Source organism: Ruminococcus sp. FMBCY1, assembly GCF_023921805.1.
In the GTDB taxonomy this organism is placed as follows: Bacteria; Bacillota; Clostridia; order Oscillospirales; family Acutalibacteraceae; genus Ruminococcoides; species Ruminococcoides intestinale_A.
This window is the reverse complement of record NZ_CP074197.1, coordinates 315,375-333,454: the sequence shown is the minus strand read 5'-3', so window position 1 is coordinate 333,454 and position 18,080 is coordinate 315,375. Positions and strand designations below refer to the sequence as shown.

Genomic DNA, 18,080 nt, shown 5'->3' with positions numbered 1-18,080 from the left:
GCATCTATGGCTGTACAGGCTGTACCTACAAAAGGTAATCTGATGAACACCAAAAAGTCGCTTGCTCTTGCCAAAAACGGCTATGAACTGCTTGACCGTAAGCGTAATATTCTTATAAGAGAAATGATGACGCTTATCGACCACGCCAATGCAATTCAGGAGAAGATCGACAATGCATATGAAGAAGCTTACATAGCACTTCAGACTGCCAATGTTACAAACGGCTTTTGCGATGACCTTTCAAACACGATTCCTGAAGAAGACTCATTAAAACTTGATTCAAGAAGTGTAATGGGTGTTGAAATTCCGATTCTCACCATTGGCGAGAAAAAACCTCAAACCTACCTGCACTACGGACTGCGACTTACAAACTCAGGTATTGATAAAACTTACGAGAAATTCACCGAAGTTAAGTATCTTACCGCAGAGCTTGCCGAGATAGAAAACAGTGTTTACCGTCTTGCGGTTTCAATCAAGAAAACACAGAAGAGGGCCAACGCTCTTAAGAACATTATGATTCCTAAATTTGAAGAAACCGTAAAGTTTATTTCCGATGCTCTTGATGAAAAGGAAAGAGAAGAATTCAGCCGTCTTAAGGTTATTAAGAGAACAAAACTAAAAAGAGCACAGGCTGAAAAAGAAAAACAAACACAAGCAGAAAATGCTTAAAAAAATCCCACTCTGAAAAAAATCAGAGTGGGATTTTGCTATTTTAAGGGAAAATTTTTATCAATAGTTGAATAAATTATGGTTTAGCGGAATAAATTGGAAAATCAATTATAAAAGTTTGGTCGACCTTTTCAAAGGTCGTGGGTGTGGGCAAAGCCCACAAATACTTTCCGTTTACGCAATCTGACGATAGCCAAACAGATCGCTGTTTGGCGGCTTGAACACAACGGCGTTAGCCTTTAAAAGTTGCGATAGCAACAAGAAAGCCATTCGATATATAATGAAAAGTTAATCATTTCTTTTATAAAAGGCTGTCGCCTGTTTTTTCAAACTCGGTGCAAGCACGCAAACAGCGTGGCTGTTTGCGCCTGATAAATTGTTATATCGGAAGATTTTTATGGGCGCTGCCCATACCCGCAATTTTTGAAAAAATTGAGTAAACTTTTTTGCTTTTGGGAGGATAGTTTAGCGTTAGCTAAATTTCAATGCCCGACCGACACTCCGCTAAACCACAATTTTTAATGTTATCAAACATAAAAAACAGAACGCAAAAATCATTTAATCACAAGCCATAATATTATATTTGCCGCCAAAAACAAAACATTAAATAAAGTAAATAATCCAAAGTATTTTGCGATACTTACATTTTCTTTCTGAATAAATTTAAACGATATAAGACTTGCCATTGATGCTATCAATGTACCAAGGCCTCCGATATTTACACCAATCATTAAATCTGTAGCATTATTTGTAAAACCTGAAAGTAAAATTGTGGCAGGCACATTTGAAAATACCTGACTTGCAAGCACTCCAACCGGCACTTCATTGCCATTAACTACACTCGAAAGCCAACCGTTAATTTGACTTATATTACCGAGATTACCTATGAATACAAAAAGAAATATGAAAGTAAACAGCAAACTGTAATCTACCTTTAAAAGCACCTTGCGGTCAAATATAAGTACAAAAGCAATTACAACAGCAAGGAGTATAAGATAGTTTAATACTCGAAAAACACTTAATAGAGCAATTGCAAACAATGCAATATACATTGCTATAAGTCTTTTATCAAAATTTAATTCTTCCCTATTTTCATTATATACAATTGGAGATTTACCTGAAAATAGTGAACAACATACAAGCATAACAAGAGAAATCAAGGCATACGGCAAAATCGTCTTAAAGAAATCAGATATATTCATATTATAAGCCGAAAACAAGTACAAATTTTGCGGATTGCCTATCGGAGTCAGCATACTGCCAAGATTGGCGGCTATTGTTTCAAGCGTTACAACATATATCGCTCGGCTTTGCTTGTCCGCAAGTTTTAACAGCACTATTGTAAACGGCACAAATGTTATCAATGCAACATCATTTGTAATTATCATGGAACTGAAAAAGCATAACAGTACAAGCGACAGCGTAACACCTCGCATTGTATTGACTTTATTAAGCAGATATTCAGCAATCACTTTGAATACACCCATTTTGTTAAACCCAACCATTACTGTCATCAGAGAAAACAAAAGTCCAAGCGTGCGGAAATCTATATAATCAAAATATTTTTCACTCGGCGGCACAAAGAACATTGAACTCAGCGCAAGCACGAACGATACAGTAAGCACAATCTCTTTTTTTAAAAAAGTAAATATTTTACTCATTTATAAAATCACTCACCAAAAAGCGGTATGAGAAAACCCATACCGCTGAATTTATTGTATTAAAGCTCTGCTTCGGCAACTTTCATCATAATTGCACATTCCATACGCTTTTTGAAAAGCTCACAGCCATACTCATATATGCCTGTAATTGAGCCTGTAGCATGGTACGCGTTTGCAGCACAGCCGCCGCTGCAATAAAGTTTTGCCCAACAATCTTTACAATTCGGTCTTGCGTACGCATTGCAAAGTTTAAACTCGTCCTGAATAGCAGTATTTGTAACACCTTCATAAATGTTTCCAAGACTATATTTAGGGTCGCCTACGAACTGATGACAAGGATATAACTCACCCCACGGTGTAACTGCCATATACTCTGTACCCGAACCGCAACCCGAAATTCTCTTATAAATGCACGGGCCGCCTGTAAGGTCAATCATATAGTGATAGAAAGTGAGCGGTCTGCCCTCTTTTTCACGCTTAAGCATTTCCTTTGCAAGAATTTCGTACTGCTCAAAAAGAACAGGTAAATCATCATATGTAAGCGCATACGGATCATCTGGCGAGCAAACAACAGGCTCCATAGAAAGCTCTGTAAAGCCAAGGTCTGCCATATGGAAAATATCATTTGTAAAATCAGTATTGTTATGTGTATAAGTACCACGCACATAATAACCTTTGTTACCACGCTTTTTAACAAATTCCTGGAACTTTGGCACAATAATATCGTAACTGCCCTTGCCGCTTACGGTTTTTCTAAGGTGGTCATGTACTTCTTTTCTGCCGTCAAGGCTAAGTACAACATTATGACATTCTTTATTTGCAAATTCAATTACATCATCATCAACAAGCATACCGTTTGTTGTGAGAGTAAAACGGAAATTCTTGTTCTTTTCCTTTTCAATACTTCTTGCGTAAGCGACAATCTGCTTTACTACATCAAAATTCATAAGCGGTTCGCCGCCGAAAAAGTCAACTTCAAGGTTTACTCTGCTGCCTGAATTTTCAATAAGAAAATCAATAGCTCTCTTGCCTACTTCAAAACTCATTAAAGCTCTGTCACCGTGGTACTTACCCTGACTTGCAAAGCAGTATTCGCAATTAAGATTACAGGTATGAGCAATATGTAGGCACAAAGCCTTAATAACAGTGTTTCTCTTTTTAAAATCAAATGCAAGGTCCTCATATTTATCAGCAGTAAAGAGCTTGCCGTTATCCTTTAATTCTGTAACATCATCATAGCAATCCGAAATTTCTTCTGCTGTTATTTCGGGGATATCTTTGTACTTTTCAAGCATAGCCTTGATAATATTTTCTTTATCGGAATTTTCGTACATTTCAATAACATCATACGCAAGGTCATCTACGCAGTGAACACTGCCGCTGAAAACATCAAGCACTATGTTATATCCGTTTAACTTATACTGGTGTATCATATATTTTCTCCAAATCCTTTTTATAGACAAAAGGAAAGCCGTTCTCCAAAAGGTGAAACGGCTGAAAATCCTTTTTAATGCAAAATTTGCACAGCTAAATTATTTCTCGCTGAGGCACTTCTCACACTGCTGGTTAGCAACGCCGCAAGATGTTTTGCAAGCTGACTGACAAGATGTCTGACACTCACCGCAACCGCCTGTTTTAACGCTCTTCTTAAGGTCACGAGTTTCAATAGTCTTAATTCTTTTCATAGAAAATCATACTCCTTGTAAGATTATATTTTTATTATAATACCACATTATGCGAAATTTGTCAATAACATTACAGGGCAATTTGTATAATTTGTAAGCATTATATCGTATATCCGTTACTTAACCTTCTGCCAAATCTGCTTTTACTGTACATAATAAAACCTACTGCGGTTGTAATAACTTCGGTTATCGGGAATGTAAACCAAAAACTTTCAAGTCCAAAATGTGCAAGCACCCAACCAAGCGGTACAAAAAGCACAATTGTTCTCAGAATTGTAAGTGTGGAGCTTTTAAAAGCCGAACCGATTGCCTGAAAAAATACAGGAAAAATCAGTGATGTAACCATTGGTATAAAAGAAACGGCAATTACCCTTAACGCATATGAGCCTATTCTGATTACCTCGCTGTCCTTTGAGAATGTACCCATAAGTACATCGGGCATTATTTCAAAGCACAGTACACCGATAAGCATAAGTACCATTCCAAGTATAACCGAATCTTTTAGAGTTTTTCCGCATCTTTCTCTGTTTCCTGCACTGTAATTAAAACTGATAACAGGCACTATACAGGTCTGCATTGCACCGAGAGGAATAAAAAATATTGTCTGCCATTTATAATATAAACCCAAAGCGGTGACTGCCTGATCGGAAAATCCCTTTAATATTAGATTTAATCCGAATATATACAATGTGTATGCAGACTGCATAAGAATATTCGGAAAACCTAAGTGGTAAATTCTCTTTATGTATTCTTTGTATTTGGATATTTTCGGCGATCTTTTGCAGCCTTTTTTCATTACAATTAAAGCCGCCGCAATCTGTCCTACTACTGTAGCGATAGCTGCACCTGCAATGCCCAATTCGGGGAAAAATCCGATACCGAAAATTAACAATGGGTCAAGAGCAATATTAACAAAAGCACCCGCAATTTGAGCAATCATAGGTATTTTCATATTTCCCGTCGCCTGCATAACTTTTGTCCAAATGCTTTCAAAAAACAAACCAAAGCTATATACACAAACTATTCTGCCGTACACAATTACTTCATCTATAATTTCCTGCGAATTTGTCGATATTTGTGCATAAAACGGCATTATAAACCAACATATAAGAGCAAAAACAAACCACATTGCAAACGCAAGGAAATTTCCTACGCCTGCGGTTTCATCACTTTTTTCCTTGTTGTCAACACCGAGAAAATGCGCCATGAGAGTATTTATACCAACGCCCGTACCGACCGCAAGCGCAATCATCAACAACTGTATCGGATAAATTATTGACAGCGCCGTAAGTCCCGATTCTGAATAATTACCTATAAAAAAGCTGTCTATTATATTGTACAATGCCTGTATAAGTTGGGCAAGCATAACAGGCGGTGCAAGTCTTAACAATATACTGAATATTTTATCATTGCCGAAATCCAATTCTTTTTTCTTTACCCTATCCAATTAAATTTGCCTCCACAAATCATTCAAATTCATATTTTAAAACAGCACAGTTCTTAACTCCGAAATTTGCATATTCAGTGTTAGTCATTTCATAGAAATATGAATTAATCACCCTTGATATTCCGTTGTGTGCAACAAGAATACAGGTTTCACCGCTCGCTTTTACATCATCAAGCAGATTATAAATTCTTTGCGCAAGGTGCAACATAGATTCGCCGCCGTCATATCTGCAAACAAACTCACCTTTGGCAATTCTGAACTCATCACCGTTTCTTGGAGTTCCCTCAAATTTTCCGAAATTCTGTTCTGTAAGTCTTGGCTCTTCAAAAGCAGGAATGCCTGTTATTTCTGAAATATGCATTGCCGTTTTTTTAGCTCTGATAAGCGGAGAATAAAGGATTTTGTCTGCCTTTATGTTATTGTTTAAAATTCTTTTACCTGTTTCTATAGCCTGTTCATGACCCTTTTGCGTTAAGTCAATATCCGTAGAACCGCAAATTTTATTTTCAACATTCCATACGGTTTCACCGTGTCTTACAAAATAAACACAGCTCATAAAATCATCCTTTCGTACACAAAACTTCCCTATATACTTTATCAAAATTTCACTGACAATTCAAGTTTTTGGCATAAAAAGTATTCCCGTAAAAGCAGTTTGGTACTAATTTTATACAAGTGCATAATATGTTATTGAGTAAACAAGCTCGGAAAGGAGAAATTTATGTGGACATTATCAATACAGTAATTTCAATATACGCAACATCAAAATTTCCTGAAAAAACACCTCCGGCAATGGCATATGTTCCATTTCAGGAAAGTAATCCAAAAACCTACTCCCCTGTTCAGGCGCTTGACGCAGGCACAGTTTTTCCGGAATTGAACAAGCCTTTTTACGGTAATAAATGCGGTGGTGTAAAAAATGACTGAGAGAGAAATTCTTTTAAAGAAAATATCAACATATCAATTCTCAATCCTTGATTTACAGATTTTTCTTGACACTCACCCATACGACCAACAGGTACTCTCGCAGATAAAAGAATGTAAAGAAAAACTTTTGCCCTTGATTGAAGAATACGAAGAAAAATACGGACCTTTACGCAAAGAGGCAAATACAGCTAATAAATGGCAGTGGGTTAAAAATCCTTGGCCGTGGGATAACGAGGAGGATTTGTAATGTTTGTATATGAAAAAAAATTGCAGTATCCCGTAAACATCAAACAAACCAATGCAAAACTTGCTAAAATCATTATTACGCAGTACGGTGGTGCATACTCCAAAACATATAAAAAACAGGCTGTCCGCTATAAAAGTGCGACAGCCTGTTGCTTTGATATTAATTATTTAAAGTGAAATAAACTTCGTAATCTTCATAATTCAATGAAATTGATTCAATTTTATCACCGTTACGGTGAATATAAAAACTTGTTGTAGTTTCTCCGTCATCAAAAGCGGCGGTAATTGTATCGCCGTTTACAGTATACTTTCCAGAGTGCGTACCGTCCTCTGATGTGCCGGGTGTGAGCCAAAGCGAAAAAGTACCGTCATCCTTAAATGAAAGCGAGCCTTGATACGAAGTATAGTTTGTATTATAAACCTCTGCCATTTCCACTTCATCGCCGCTTGCATTTACAGCACTCGATGATACCCAATCTGTACCGACAATATCATTCGCTTTATTATGCATTGTAAAAATCAAAGCTACTACCGCTACGACAATTACAAGCAGAACAACAGTGACTGTAATTGCCTTTTTACGGTTAAATTTATTTTTATTATCGGTATGATTTACTTTGTTTCTTTTTTTATTCTTTTTGCTTTTGCTCATTAATTTGCACTTCCAATTTTAAAATAAACATCATATCCGACATAATCAATCTTTATTTCGCTTGGAACATTGCCTTTGTACGAGATAATTTCCGCAGATTTATTTTTGTCATTTGAGTATGTCATATTAATTACGCCGTCAGTTACGGTATATGCACCATAGTTATACTCCGACTGGGTTATATTATCGGAAAAGAGTCCGTTTTTATCAAAGGTAATTCCCTCTCCGCCATATACCGAGCCGAAAACTTCTTTTACAGATGCATCACGCTTGCCTACATTGTCAAAAGCCTTATACGGATACATCTCTGCGTCAAAATTCAGATTTTTGTCCGCACTCTCTGCACCGCTTACTACAATTGCCTGTGTGGTCGGCTCAACAGCAGCTTCTTCCTTTTCAGTGCTTTCCTCTGTAGTTTTCTGTATCGACTGCTCGGTTGTTTCTTCTGTAACAGCCTGTGTGGTTTCTGCTGCCGTCATCTGTTCTGTTGCAGCAATCGTTGTGTTATTGTTTTTATTATCGGAATTAAGTTCTCGCTGTACCGAATAAAAAGTAATACCGATAATCAAAAGCACCAAAAACGCAATTATAGCAATAAAAAGCCACAGACTTATTGTTATTTTAGGTCGTTTTTCAGCGTGTTTTGCTTTCATCAGATTTCCCCTCTGCTTTCTCTCTTTCCTTTTTCATCTTAATAATTACACTTCGCTTAACCATTTTTCCGTTATAGAAAATATATTCATCGCCGTCTTTATTCTCTTCGACATCAAGGTCAAGAAATTCCTCGGCTATATTGTTTTCCTCATCTTCCTCGTCAATAAACTGACCTTTTCTTCTGTTGTCCATTTTCTTATCAATTTTTTTAGAGCGTTTTTCTTTTTCTGTCATAAGGTTATACATTCCGGGATAAACCGAGGCATTTATAACATAAGAAGCAAGCGCAGGCACAAGTACAAACATAAGAATTGCGGTTGTAATTATAAGCGCAATACTGCTGTCTGTATTGCCTACAAAAATAAGAATTGTAGCGCAAAAAAGCACAATTATAAAAAGACCGAATGTTGCAATAATATTATGCTTTAACTCACCGAATGACATAAGCGCACTGTTTTTATAAATATTTTTAAGTGACAAATCAAATGTAACTGTCATTGACGGTACATAAAAGAAAATAAAAAGAAATGCAACTGCAATAATAATTGAAATTATCAGGCAAACATAGAGCATTACAAGGAAAAACGAGTCTGCATTCGGCTGTGAAATTAATGCGCTGTACAGCCTTATTGAAAAATAACTGAATATAACCGCAAAGTATGTAATTACACCGTGAATTAAAAATCTTTTCCAATTGTTTTTTATGCCCTCAATAAATGTTTTGAAAACATCCACATTTTCTTTTCCTCTTGCAAGTCTTGAGGTAACAAGGGTTACGCCTGCAAAAAAAGGTGAAAGCGGAATAATCGAAAGCATAAGAATAAAATATCCGTTAAGTTTTAATGCACTGTCAAGAAAATAAAAAGCCGTAACCAACACCGCAAGCGGTACGGCAAACAATAGGTTTGTAAAAACTATTTTACCGAAATTATTAAATAGGTTGTTGAAAAAATCAGTCAAAGCGAACTTTGCTTTTTTCCCTGCCATTGTTCGACCTCCATAGGTTAAAAATTAAAATTCCCCGCAAAAACTCCCCATAATGCAGCGTCAAGCACGGCAGAAAGAAAAGCGAGTATAAGGCAACTCACTCCCCTTGAAAGAAAGTCCGATATATACCTGTGCGAAGATCCGCCCATTTTTTTATCCGCTATAATCTGCCAAAACATATTTCCCGATGCGGTAAAAGCGGCGGAAGAAAATAAAATAAGTGCCAGACAAAATAAAAATGTTCCGGGCAACAGTACAAAAAGATAAAAAACTATACCTTTTAACGAATGAACCGAAAACAAATATCCGGCAGTAATTCCCGTACCGAAGCCCTTTAAAAACACAATAAAAGGCAGTACGGGGATTCCCCAAGGGGTTAATCCGAGTAAAAATACTGCGAACAAAAATATAAAATCAGATGCAAAGCAGGCACAAAATGTGTTAATTACATTTTGTGAAAGCCGTGCGTCAAGATTTGTAAAAAACAAAAAATCAAGAGAAGCAAGCATTTCCTTGTCGGCAGACATTGCATACACAGTTCCGCAGGCAAGTCCGACAATCAACATTGAAATAAACAATATATAAATTCCGTATCTCTTTATGTAATATTTTATATCTTGTGTTGTCAGAGAAAATCTGCCTGTTCTGATTAAATCTGTTTTTTCTTTTATCGAAAATATAAAGCCTTTCACAAAACATTCCTCCATATAATTATCCTTAATAAAAATATGCGGAATATTTTGCTTGTATGCTAATTATCTATTAATGTAATTACTACTTACCGAGCTCTTCTGCCCTCTTTGTGCAGGCAGCCATACCTTTTTTAACGGCATCATAAAAGCCGAGGTCTTTCATTGCATCAAGAGCAGCAATGGTAGTACCGCCCTTTGAACTTACTTTTTCAATGAGTGTATCAACACTGTCGCCGCTCTCTTTAAGCATTTTAGCCGAACCCTCAAGAGTTGCACAAATAAGATTCATTGCCTTGTCATAATCAATGCCGCATTCTTGAGCATAATCTGCCATTGCTTTTGCAAAGAGATAAATATATGCCGGGCTGCTTCCGTTTACAGATATAATCTCGTTCATATGCTCTTCTGCAATATATTCACAAACACCGCTGCCCGCAAACATATTATAAACAATCTGTTTGTCTTCTTCAGAGATATTATCTGACGGGCAAAGTGCAGACGCACCCTTGCCGAGCAAAAGCGGAGTATTCGGCATAACTCTTACTACAGGGCATTTACAATCAAGAAGATTCTGCACATATGCAATAGAAATACCTGCCGCAATTGAAACAAAAACTTTGTCAGCTGTTACCTGTGACTTTAATGCCTCAAGCACTTCGGGATAATTCTGCGGCTTAACAGCGAGAACGGTAATGTCGCTTTCAAGCATAACATCAGCGGCGGATTTTTTAATATTAATGCCTTTTTTGCTCATAATATCACATTTTTCCTTGTCAAGGTCAAAAACATTAATAAAATCAGCCTTGCCGTCATTCTGTCCCATAAGACTGCCGATAATTGCAGTTGCCATATTTCCTGCACCAATAAAACCGATTTTCTTCATTATAATACTCCCTTTCAAATAAGTAATACCAATTAAATATTTATCACAATCCAAAGCTCGGGTTACGGGCGCAAGTATAACTGAAACCGTACTTGTTTTCGTAACCGTCCCTTATGTAATCACCGTAAAAGAATATTTCAGCCTCATCAACTCTTCTGTATAAAAGTCCCTCATAGCAATCGCCTGCCGCATGGTGATATGCAAAGAAATTCTTAGCATATGCAGACTGACTTACATTATCAAGACTTCTGCTTGCTGACATTACAGAGGCATAGTCGGAATAAATATATCCCACCGTGCCGTCACTCAATTTAATTTTATACCAATTATCATTATAAAGACTGCCGTCAACGAAAGTAAAGGTTGTACCGTAAGACATAAGGGATACAACAGAATAAGATGTTGACGCTCCGCTTCTCAAATTTACGCTGTCACCGCTTACATAGCCTTGAGCATTTGCAGACGGTTTTAATGCAGGCTGATATGCTGTATTAAGTAAAGTGTCCGACAAATCGCTGTCATTGTCAAGCGCATATGCTCCTACATTATATGTAAAGCACACAAGTGCATCGAACTGCTGTTGGTTACACTTTACATTATTTGAAATCATAAACTTATTAACTCGAGAAGTATATCCGCCACTGTTTACGGTTTGGCAAAGATAAGCATATGCCTCGGTTTTTGAAAGATTATTGTAAAATTGTTCGCCGGACCACACAACCTTGCCATAACCTAATGTTGCGTCACCCGTAATATAGTCAGGTGTTACCGTAGGCAAAAATCCCTCATAATTTGCGATAAGAGAGATTATTTCATCGCTTGCACGGCGTTCACCGAGAACCGCAGTTGTAGTATCGGTTGAAGTTGTAACAAAAACTTCGCCCTCTGCATCATCTTCGACAGTTCTGTAATAGTTTTCGTCCTCTGCGAGCGAATACGCTGTATAGTTCCATGTACCCGAAGTATCAAGCACAGTTTTTGCAGACCAAATAATATTGTCGCCGTCTTTCTCTATTGAATCGGCGTGAAGCGTATAGCTTTCTTTTTCATTGGATATCGTAAAATACAAACCACGCTTTGTATTATCGGTTATAGCATTCAAAGTAACAAGGCTGTTAAGAGGCGCCGAATTAGGTGTGGCATATACGAAACGAACAGGCGCAGTTTTTTCTACAGTTACAATACAGGTACCTGCACCGTAGCTTGTTTCTGCCGAAATTACGGCAGTACCCTCGCTCTTGGCATATACAACACCGTCGCTGACTGTAGCTACATTTGAATTTGAAGTTTTCCAATCTACATATGAATCTGTGGTAAGAAAAACAGATTTATCTTTATTTATTTGAACCGCAGAATCGGAAATACCTACATAACTTCCGCTTGTAACCGTTACATAGCAACTCTCTGATATTCCGTCATATCTTGCGGTAATAACTGCCGAACCCGCAGCTTTTGCATATAAAAGTCCGTCCGAAGTTACAGATACAATATTAGAATTTGATGAAGTAAAGTTTACATTACCTTTTGCGCCGTTTACATACAAAGTGCTGTAGTTTCCTTTGTACATACTAAGACTTGTCTTTGAAAGTCCCGACTTTTGCGGTTCATCGGCATTAAGCGTTACATAATCCGCATAAACATATCCCCTTGTACCGCTGCTAAGTTCAATGTAATACCAATTACCGCTTTTTGAAACGGCGGTAATTTTTGTACCGTAATCAAGAGTAGTAATAACAGAATAATCTGTACCCGCACCCGATCTCATATTTACATCACTTGCATTTATGTAACCCGTTCCGAGAGTATCTGTAACCTCTTTTGCGGCAGCATATTCATAGTAAATATATCCCTTTGTACCGTCCGAAAGAGTGATTTTGTACCACTCGCCGTTGTACAGAGTTCCGTCATCAAAGGTAAATTCTGTTTTGTATTCCATAACAGTCACAACACTGTAGCTTGTACCCGCTCCCGAACGAAGATTTACTCCGTCACCATTTACATAACCTGACGCTCCTGCCGTCACACTTGCGCTCACAGCCTGCTCTGTCTGTGAAAGTTCAGCCGCATTTACGGGAAGTGAAAAAAGCAACAATACGGCGGCAAGAATCGGGACTATTAATTTTTTTGCGCTTACTTTTCTCATGATACTACCCTCTGTCATTTTCTGTATTTTGGTTTTATAAGCTTGTTTCTGAGTACAACTATATAATATGTAACGAGTTTTGTTGCCGCCAAGTCATAAATTGTAAAGAATATATTTCCTGCAAGCAAGAAAATCCACGGTACATACATTCCGCCTATAGTGTATTCCTCTGCAGGCACGGCAAGTAAAAAAGCCGCTATAAAAAATGCTCCTATTACCGCTGCATTGAATACCGCATATTTAAGCACAAGCTGTACGGCTCTTGTTTTTATTTTTCCCTCTATTGCACCTTTAATTATCGGATAATAACCGAAAAACATAATGTAATATACAACAGCTTCCTTGTCGCCCGCAAGGAAAAGCGAAAGCAGTGAAACACATATAAATGCGCCCCACGCCCACTTATGACCTGCTTCGACTACAATCACCATAAGCACAATTCCTGCCATACAAGGAAAGGCAAAAGTACCAAGCGGCACTAATGATGTGAGCATCATAAAGACAAGCGAAAGTGCCGACAACACACCCGAAATTGTAACTTTAAAGGTTGTTTTTAACGTACTTGAAGATGACTTTTTCATATTAACAGCCCATTCTGCAACAGTTGCAAAGACAGTTTGTAAGACAGTTTACACAAAGACATGTGGTGCAGTAATCACACATAGCACCGTCACCTGTATTTGGTGTACCTTGAGTGTAGCCGCCGTAATTATAAGCCCTCTGATTATTCATATTATTAAGAGCCGCACGGTACTCCTGATTGTTAGGGTCCATATTTACAGCCTGTGTAAAGTAAGAATAAGCCTGATTTGCCCAACCCTTGCGATATGCACACATACCTTTAAGGTAATGCCATTCTGCGTCACGGTACTGTTGCTCTGTATTATCAAGAATCTGTTCGGCCTCGTTAATCATATTGCGCTGAATATAAATTCTTACACCGTGAAATCTTGTGGATTGGTGAGAATATCCGCCGGTTGCATTTGAAGTTGAACCAGAGCCTCTGCCCTTTTGCCTTAATTGATTTATTGTATCGTAAGCCTCATTGATTTCCTTCATTTTTTGTTCGGCAACATCTGCAAGCGGACTGTCCGCATAATTGTCGGGATGATATTTTTTGGCAAGCTTTCTGTACGCTGCTTTAATTTCTTCATCGCTGGCATTTTCAGATACGCCAAGAACCTCATAAGGATTATTCATCTTTACTTCCTTTCTGCGACTCAAAAGATTTGTCCGAGTCCTTTTGGGTTTTATCTGTAATTTTATTCTGAATTTTCGGGAATCCTCTAAGCATCATATTGTCAAGTATCCCCTTAAAACCGTTTATATCAAGTAAATTATACGCATCATATGCCCTTGCAAGGCACTGATTAAGAGTGAGCGAAATAATATTGTTGTCTAAAGTTAAACCGTCCTCTTGTATAAAAGGGTTAAAACTTAATGACTTAGCGTCTTTTTCTATATCGTCTGCCGCATCCATAAGATAAATCCATCTGCCTATATTATATCCGTATTCGTATAAAACTCGGCTCTCGGTTTCGTCATTACCGTCTTTTGCAAGGATTTTTCCGAGCATTTGGGCTGTCGGGTCTGCCGAAATATCAACGGAAGAGCTTTTATCCTGTTCAATAACAGCCTGTCTTTCCATCATTTCAGCCACATATTCGTCAATCCACGGATAACGCTTTTTAGCTTTCTTTCTCTGATGTGAGAAAAACGGCTTAATCATTCTCGAAAACAGAGATTTAAAAAATCCGCTGTCATTTATATCATCAATAAGTTTGTAGTAAACGGTAATAATTGAAAAAGCCGCAGCCTTTTGGTAATCGTCATTTTTGCTGTAAGCAAAATTACATCTTTTAAGAGGATTGCAGGTACATCTGCCTTTCTTAAAACCGCCGCACGAAGAATGTAATGACATCAAAAGCATTGCGTAAAAAGTACAGTCATAGCTCAATGTAAGACGGGTTAAAAAAGAATAATCTTTACCCATTTGCTTGCAAAGTCCGCAGTAAACAGCCTTATATGTTTCAAACTCTTTTACAAGAAGTTCCTCTTTTTCAATCTGTAAATAACCGAACACTGTATTACTCCTATATTATTACTCACATTATACTATACTATATTTCAGGGTAAAAAGCAACAGTAAGTATGCCGAAAATAAGTGATTATTAGGTGAACAAGGGTATTGCAAAAATCTATAATTAATTATAAAATATAAAAATATAAGTATTTATAAAGCTAATAATTCACTAAGAGGTTTATTTATGAATGTATATGACTTTGATAAAACAATATATGACGGCGACTCAACCGCCGATTTCTATATTTTTTCTCTAAAAAGGCATAAAAAAATTTTATTGCTTGCCCCCTCACTTATCGGTGCTTTTCTTAAATTCTATGTTTTTAAAATTGGCACAAAAACGCAGTTTAAAGAAAAAATGTATAAATTTTTAAAATACTGCGACATACAAAAAGACATAAACGACTTTTGGAATATTAATATTGACAAAATCAAGCCGTTTTATAAAAATCAACAACAAAAAGATGATGTAATAATATCCGCCTCCCCAGAATTTTTACTTGCACCAATATGCAAAACTCTCAAAATAAATTATCTTATGGCATCTGTCGTTGATGAACATACAGGCAAATACAGCGGTATAAACTGCCACGGTGAAGAAAAAGTAAGGCGATACAGAGAAATGTTCGGTGACACAAAAATTCACGAATTTTATTCCGACAGCTACAGTGACACTCCACTTGCTAAAATTTCCGAAAAGGCATTTATCGTAAAAGGTAACCGACTCCTTGATTGGGATTTTTCTAAATAAAACTATTTATACAAAATTCTATTATATTAAATCAGGTCAATCCGATAAAAGATTGACCTGATTTTTTTTAAATATCAATATTTACAGATTTTTAATGTACTCTGAATTGTTTGAGTAAAAATTACTCATATGTTTTCCGACATTTTCAAGCATTTTCTGTACAGCCTCTTGTGCCTCTGCCTCGTCACGAGGCAAATACCATTTCACATTTCTCTCTTCGTCAACTTCATACCACAAATAATATTTCCCGTTAATCGGTAAATGTATTCTAACCATAAAACTTTGCCTCTTTGGCATTTATAACCACCCCCTAACTTTATTCTATTCCTACATATATATTATGTGCTCTGCAAAATCAATTAATAGATGCCAAGCAACATATATAGCAAAAATCAACACATTTTTATCTCTGAAACATATTATGACTTATAGCAAATTCACTTAGATTAAGCGATAGAAAGTGATTATTATGGAAAAAGAACTTAAAACCGCTGCGGCATATATCAGAGTATCTACAGACCGACAAACCGAGCTTTCTCCTGACAGTCAACTGCGTATAATAAAAGAATACGCAAAACAAAACGGTTACAATATCCCGTCAGAGTACATATTTCGAGAAGACGGATTGTCAGGCAAATATGTCAAAAAACGGCCGCAATTTATCGAGATGATAGGGCTTGCAAAGCAAAAGCCTGCTCCGTTTAGTGCAATACTTGTGTGGAAGTTCAGTCGATTTGCACGGAATCAAGAAGAAAGCATTGTATATAAATCTATGCTTAAAAAGAATGATGTTTCGGTAATAAGCTGTTCCGAAACTCTTGATGAAGAAAATCCGTTTTCTTCACTTATTGAGCGTATCATAGAATGGATGGACGAATATTATTCAATCCGCCTTTCCGGGGAAGTGCTGCGAGGAATGTCAGAAAAAGTCAAACGAGGTCAGCCTGTGACTATTCCCTCTTTCGGTTATGATATAGTCGATAAACAATATGTTATCAACGAAGAAAAAGCAGCAATTGTTCGTAAAATCTTTACCGATTATATAGACGGAAAGAGCAGTATGCAAATTGCATCCGAATTAAACGAAATCGGTGTCAAAACTACAAGAGGAAATCCTTTTGAAAACAGAACAATAGATTATATCCTGAAAAATCCCGTTTATATAGGAAAAATTCGTTGGAATCAAAACAGAAAAACAGATTACAGATATTCAAACAACAAAGATATTGTGTACACTCAAGGAGTACATAAATCTATTGTCAGCGATGAAATTTTTTATAAAGTTCAAAATTTGATAGAAACTAACGGTCGTAAACAAAGAAAAGGCATACACAATAATATTAAACAAGAATATATGCTGCACGGTTTAATAAAATGCAGCAACTGCGGCTCTGCATTAGCATATTCAAACAAAGGACTGCAATGCATTAAATACTCAAAATCAATATGTAAACAGTCACATTACATCAGCCTTACCAATATTAATAATCTTGTAATACTCGGACTTGAACAGGTTTTTGAAAACAAAGATTTTAAACTTTCGGTCAAGTCTTTATCTCAAACTGTTGCTGACTGCATTGATTACACTAACTTAATCGAAAAAGAAAATCAAAAAATACAACGAATAAAAAACGCATATCTTGAAGGAATATACACCGTTGAAGAAGTAAAAGAATACAAAAAGTCTGTAGAAGATAAAATAAAAAACCTCTCTTCCCGTCAAGTTCAATTAAAACAAGAAAAAACTAAACCAAGAAAAGAAAATATAAAAGAAAAGAAAAACTTTTTAGCAACTCTAAAAAGCCCTGCAATAAGCGAAAGAGAAAAGAACGAAATACTAAAAGGCTTTGTAGATTGCATAGTCTTTAACCGCTCAACTTCTTCGGTTGATATATTTCTTTATATCTGATTATCACTTTTCGGAGTACGGTGGACCTGACGGAGAACTCGGTGCATCACTCAGATATTTAAGTCAGAGATTTACAATGCCGCTGCCGGAATTAAAAGCCACCTTAACCGACATCGGTACCGAGGAATTAAATCACCTTGAAATGATAGGTGCAATTGTATATCAGCTTACAAAAGACCTCACGGAAGATGAAATCAAAAAGCAAGGCTTTGAAGATTACTTTGTTGACCATACAACAGGCGTATATCCGCAATCGGCAGGAGGTTCACCTTATACAACCGCATCTATGCAGGTAAAAGGCGATCCAATTACAGATCTACACGAAAATATGGCGGCCGAACAAAAAGCGCGATCGACCTATGATAATATCTTAAGATTTTGCGATGATTACGATGTAAAAGACGCAATAAGATTTTTGCGTGAGCGTGAAGTAGTACACTATCAACGCTTCGGTGAAAATCTGAGACTTATGACCGACAAACTTGACGAAAAGAATTTCTACGCATTCAACCCGTCATTTGATAAAAAATGTTTTAAAAACTGTATTAAAAAGAAATAATGCAAAATAAAGGCATCCCATAAAATTCTGTGTACGGTTGCATAATTTATATTGTGTTGTTTTATACTTCATAAATGATTCTTGTTTTGCTATAAAAAACGCATAAATACAAGAATAACAATATACTAAAAA

Annotated in this window: 21 protein-coding genes and 1 pseudogene; 7 read left to right on the top strand and 15 right to left on the bottom strand. The window is 36.7% G+C overall.

Annotated elements, in window-relative coordinates:
- Window positions 1-6 precede the first annotated feature (6 nt).
- Window positions 7-669 carry a V-type ATP synthase subunit D gene (locus KGF34_RS01530; protein WP_252559605.1) on the top strand — a complete coding sequence of 221 codons (663 nt, stop codon included), beginning with the start codon at window positions 7-9 and terminating at the stop codon, window positions 667-669.
- Window positions 670-1,223: 554 nt separating this feature from the next.
- Here the strand turns inward: KGF34_RS01530 and KGF34_RS01525 are convergent.
- The 5 genes from KGF34_RS01525 to KGF34_RS01505 all read right to left on the bottom strand — a co-directional run bounded on the left by KGF34_RS01525 (window position 1,224) and on the right by KGF34_RS01505 (window position 6,018).
- Window positions 1,224-2,330 carry an SLC13 family permease gene (locus KGF34_RS01525; protein ID WP_252559604.1) on the bottom strand — a complete coding sequence of 369 codons (1,107 nt, stop codon included), beginning with the start codon at window positions 2,328-2,330 and terminating at the stop codon, window positions 1,224-1,226.
- 59 nt (window positions 2,331-2,389) lie between these two features.
- Complete coding sequence (scfB, locus tag KGF34_RS01520) at window positions 2,390-3,763, bottom strand: thioether cross-link-forming SCIFF peptide maturase (protein ID WP_252559603.1); 1,374 nt, start codon at window positions 3,761-3,763, stop codon at window positions 2,390-2,392.
- A gap of 99 nt (window positions 3,764-3,862) precedes the next feature.
- Complete coding sequence (gene scfA, locus KGF34_RS01515) at window positions 3,863-4,015, bottom strand: six-cysteine ranthipeptide SCIFF (protein WP_022234662.1); 153 nt, start codon at window positions 4,013-4,015, stop codon at window positions 3,863-3,865.
- Window positions 4,016-4,115: 100 nt separating this feature from the next.
- Window positions 4,116-5,462 carry an MATE family efflux transporter gene (locus tag KGF34_RS01510; protein ID WP_252559602.1) on the bottom strand — a complete coding sequence of 449 codons (1,347 nt, stop codon included), beginning with the start codon at window positions 5,460-5,462 and terminating at the stop codon, window positions 4,116-4,118.
- Window positions 5,463-5,481: 19 nt separating this feature from the next.
- The gene (locus KGF34_RS01505; RefSeq protein ID WP_252559601.1) at window positions 5,482-6,018 is read right to left on the bottom strand and encodes a histidine phosphatase family protein; all 537 of its coding nucleotides are present in this window, start codon (window positions 6,016-6,018) and stop codon (window positions 5,482-5,484) included.
- Window positions 6,019-6,185: 167 nt separating this feature from the next.
- On the opposite strand from KGF34_RS01505, the gene KGF34_RS01500 reads away from it, so the two are divergent.
- The 3 genes and pseudogenes from KGF34_RS01500 to KGF34_RS01490 form a co-directional block, all read left to right on the top strand.
- Window positions 6,186-6,389 (top strand): spore coat associated protein CotJA, encoded by a 204-nt coding sequence (locus KGF34_RS01500; protein WP_252559600.1) that lies wholly within the window; start codon window positions 6,186-6,188, stop codon window positions 6,387-6,389.
- On the top strand, window positions 6,382-6,636 hold the full coding sequence (locus tag KGF34_RS01495) for a spore coat protein CotJB (RefSeq protein WP_186934931.1): 255 nt from the start codon (window positions 6,382-6,384) through the stop codon (window positions 6,634-6,636). The genes KGF34_RS01500 and KGF34_RS01495 overlap by 8 nt, the downstream gene beginning before the upstream one ends.
- Window positions 6,636-6,728: pseudogene (locus tag KGF34_RS01490) on the top strand (manganese catalase family protein); the annotation flags it as partial. The gene KGF34_RS01495 and the pseudogene KGF34_RS01490, both read left to right, overlap by 1 nt.
- 67 nt (window positions 6,729-6,795) lie before the next feature.
- On the opposite strand, the gene KGF34_RS01485 reads toward KGF34_RS01490, so the two are convergent.
- From KGF34_RS01485 to KGF34_RS01445, 9 genes are all read right to left on the bottom strand, one after another.
- Window positions 6,796-7,287: a lipocalin family protein gene (locus KGF34_RS01485; RefSeq protein WP_249376323.1), complete on the bottom strand. Its 492-nt coding sequence runs from the start codon at window positions 7,285-7,287 to the stop codon at window positions 6,796-6,798.
- Window positions 7,287-7,940: a hypothetical protein gene (locus tag KGF34_RS01480; RefSeq protein ID WP_252559599.1), complete on the bottom strand. Its 654-nt coding sequence runs from the start codon at window positions 7,938-7,940 to the stop codon at window positions 7,287-7,289. Before KGF34_RS01480 ends, KGF34_RS01485 begins: the two co-directional genes overlap by 1 nt.
- Window positions 7,921-8,928 (bottom strand): DUF624 domain-containing protein, encoded by a 1,008-nt coding sequence (locus KGF34_RS01475; RefSeq protein WP_252559598.1) that lies wholly within the window; start codon window positions 8,926-8,928, stop codon window positions 7,921-7,923. Before KGF34_RS01475 ends, KGF34_RS01480 begins: the two co-directional genes overlap by 20 nt.
- Window positions 8,929-8,945: 17 nt before the next feature.
- Entirely contained in the window at window positions 8,946-9,620 is a 675-nt protein-coding gene (locus tag KGF34_RS01470) for a stage II sporulation protein M (protein ID WP_186934935.1), read from the bottom strand.
- 82 nt (window positions 9,621-9,702) lie between these two features.
- The gene (gene proC / locus KGF34_RS01465; protein WP_252559597.1) at window positions 9,703-10,503 is read right to left on the bottom strand and encodes a pyrroline-5-carboxylate reductase; all 801 of its coding nucleotides are present in this window, start codon (window positions 10,501-10,503) and stop codon (window positions 9,703-9,705) included.
- 43 nt (window positions 10,504-10,546) lie between these two features.
- Window positions 10,547-12,646 (bottom strand): SH3 domain-containing protein, encoded by a 2,100-nt coding sequence (locus tag KGF34_RS01460; protein ID WP_252559596.1) that lies wholly within the window; start codon window positions 12,644-12,646, stop codon window positions 10,547-10,549.
- Between the two features lie 14 nt (window positions 12,647-12,660).
- Complete coding sequence (locus KGF34_RS01455; protein ID WP_252559595.1) at window positions 12,661-13,227, bottom strand: hypothetical protein; 567 nt, start codon at window positions 13,225-13,227, stop codon at window positions 12,661-12,663.
- A 1-nt stretch (window position 13,228) separates the two neighbouring features.
- The gene (locus KGF34_RS01450) at window positions 13,229-13,846 is read right to left on the bottom strand and encodes a DnaJ domain-containing protein (RefSeq protein WP_186934939.1); all 618 of its coding nucleotides are present in this window, start codon (window positions 13,844-13,846) and stop codon (window positions 13,229-13,231) included.
- On the bottom strand, window positions 13,839-14,729 hold the full coding sequence (locus KGF34_RS01445) for a DUF5685 family protein (RefSeq protein WP_022234648.1): 891 nt from the start codon (window positions 14,727-14,729) through the stop codon (window positions 13,839-13,841). Before KGF34_RS01445 ends, KGF34_RS01450 begins: the two co-directional genes overlap by 8 nt.
- 184 nt (window positions 14,730-14,913) lie before the next feature.
- On the opposite strand from KGF34_RS01445, the gene KGF34_RS01440 reads away from it, so the two are divergent.
- Window positions 14,914-15,480, top strand: coding sequence for an HAD-IB family phosphatase (locus KGF34_RS01440; RefSeq protein ID WP_252559594.1), 567 nt, complete (start codon window positions 14,914-14,916; stop codon window positions 15,478-15,480).
- A gap of 81 nt (window positions 15,481-15,561) precedes the next feature.
- Here the strand turns inward: KGF34_RS01440 and KGF34_RS01435 are convergent, their stop codons facing one another.
- Window positions 15,562-15,756 (bottom strand): hypothetical protein, encoded by a 195-nt coding sequence (locus KGF34_RS01435; RefSeq protein ID WP_186934941.1) that lies wholly within the window; start codon window positions 15,754-15,756, stop codon window positions 15,562-15,564.
- A gap of 193 nt (window positions 15,757-15,949) precedes the next feature.
- Here KGF34_RS01435 and KGF34_RS01430 point away from each other — a divergent pair, with 193 nt between their 5' ends.
- Together KGF34_RS01430 and KGF34_RS01425 are read left to right on the top strand one after the other, a co-directional pair.
- On the top strand, window positions 15,950-17,389 hold the full coding sequence (locus KGF34_RS01430) for a recombinase family protein (RefSeq protein WP_252559593.1): 1,440 nt from the start codon (window positions 15,950-15,952) through the stop codon (window positions 17,387-17,389).
- Window positions 17,367-17,948 carry a manganese catalase family protein gene (locus KGF34_RS01425; RefSeq protein ID WP_252559592.1) on the top strand — a complete coding sequence of 194 codons (582 nt, stop codon included), beginning with the start codon at window positions 17,367-17,369 and terminating at the stop codon, window positions 17,946-17,948. The genes KGF34_RS01430 and KGF34_RS01425 overlap by 23 nt, the downstream gene beginning before the upstream one ends.
- Window positions 17,949-18,080: the final 132 nt, after the last annotated feature.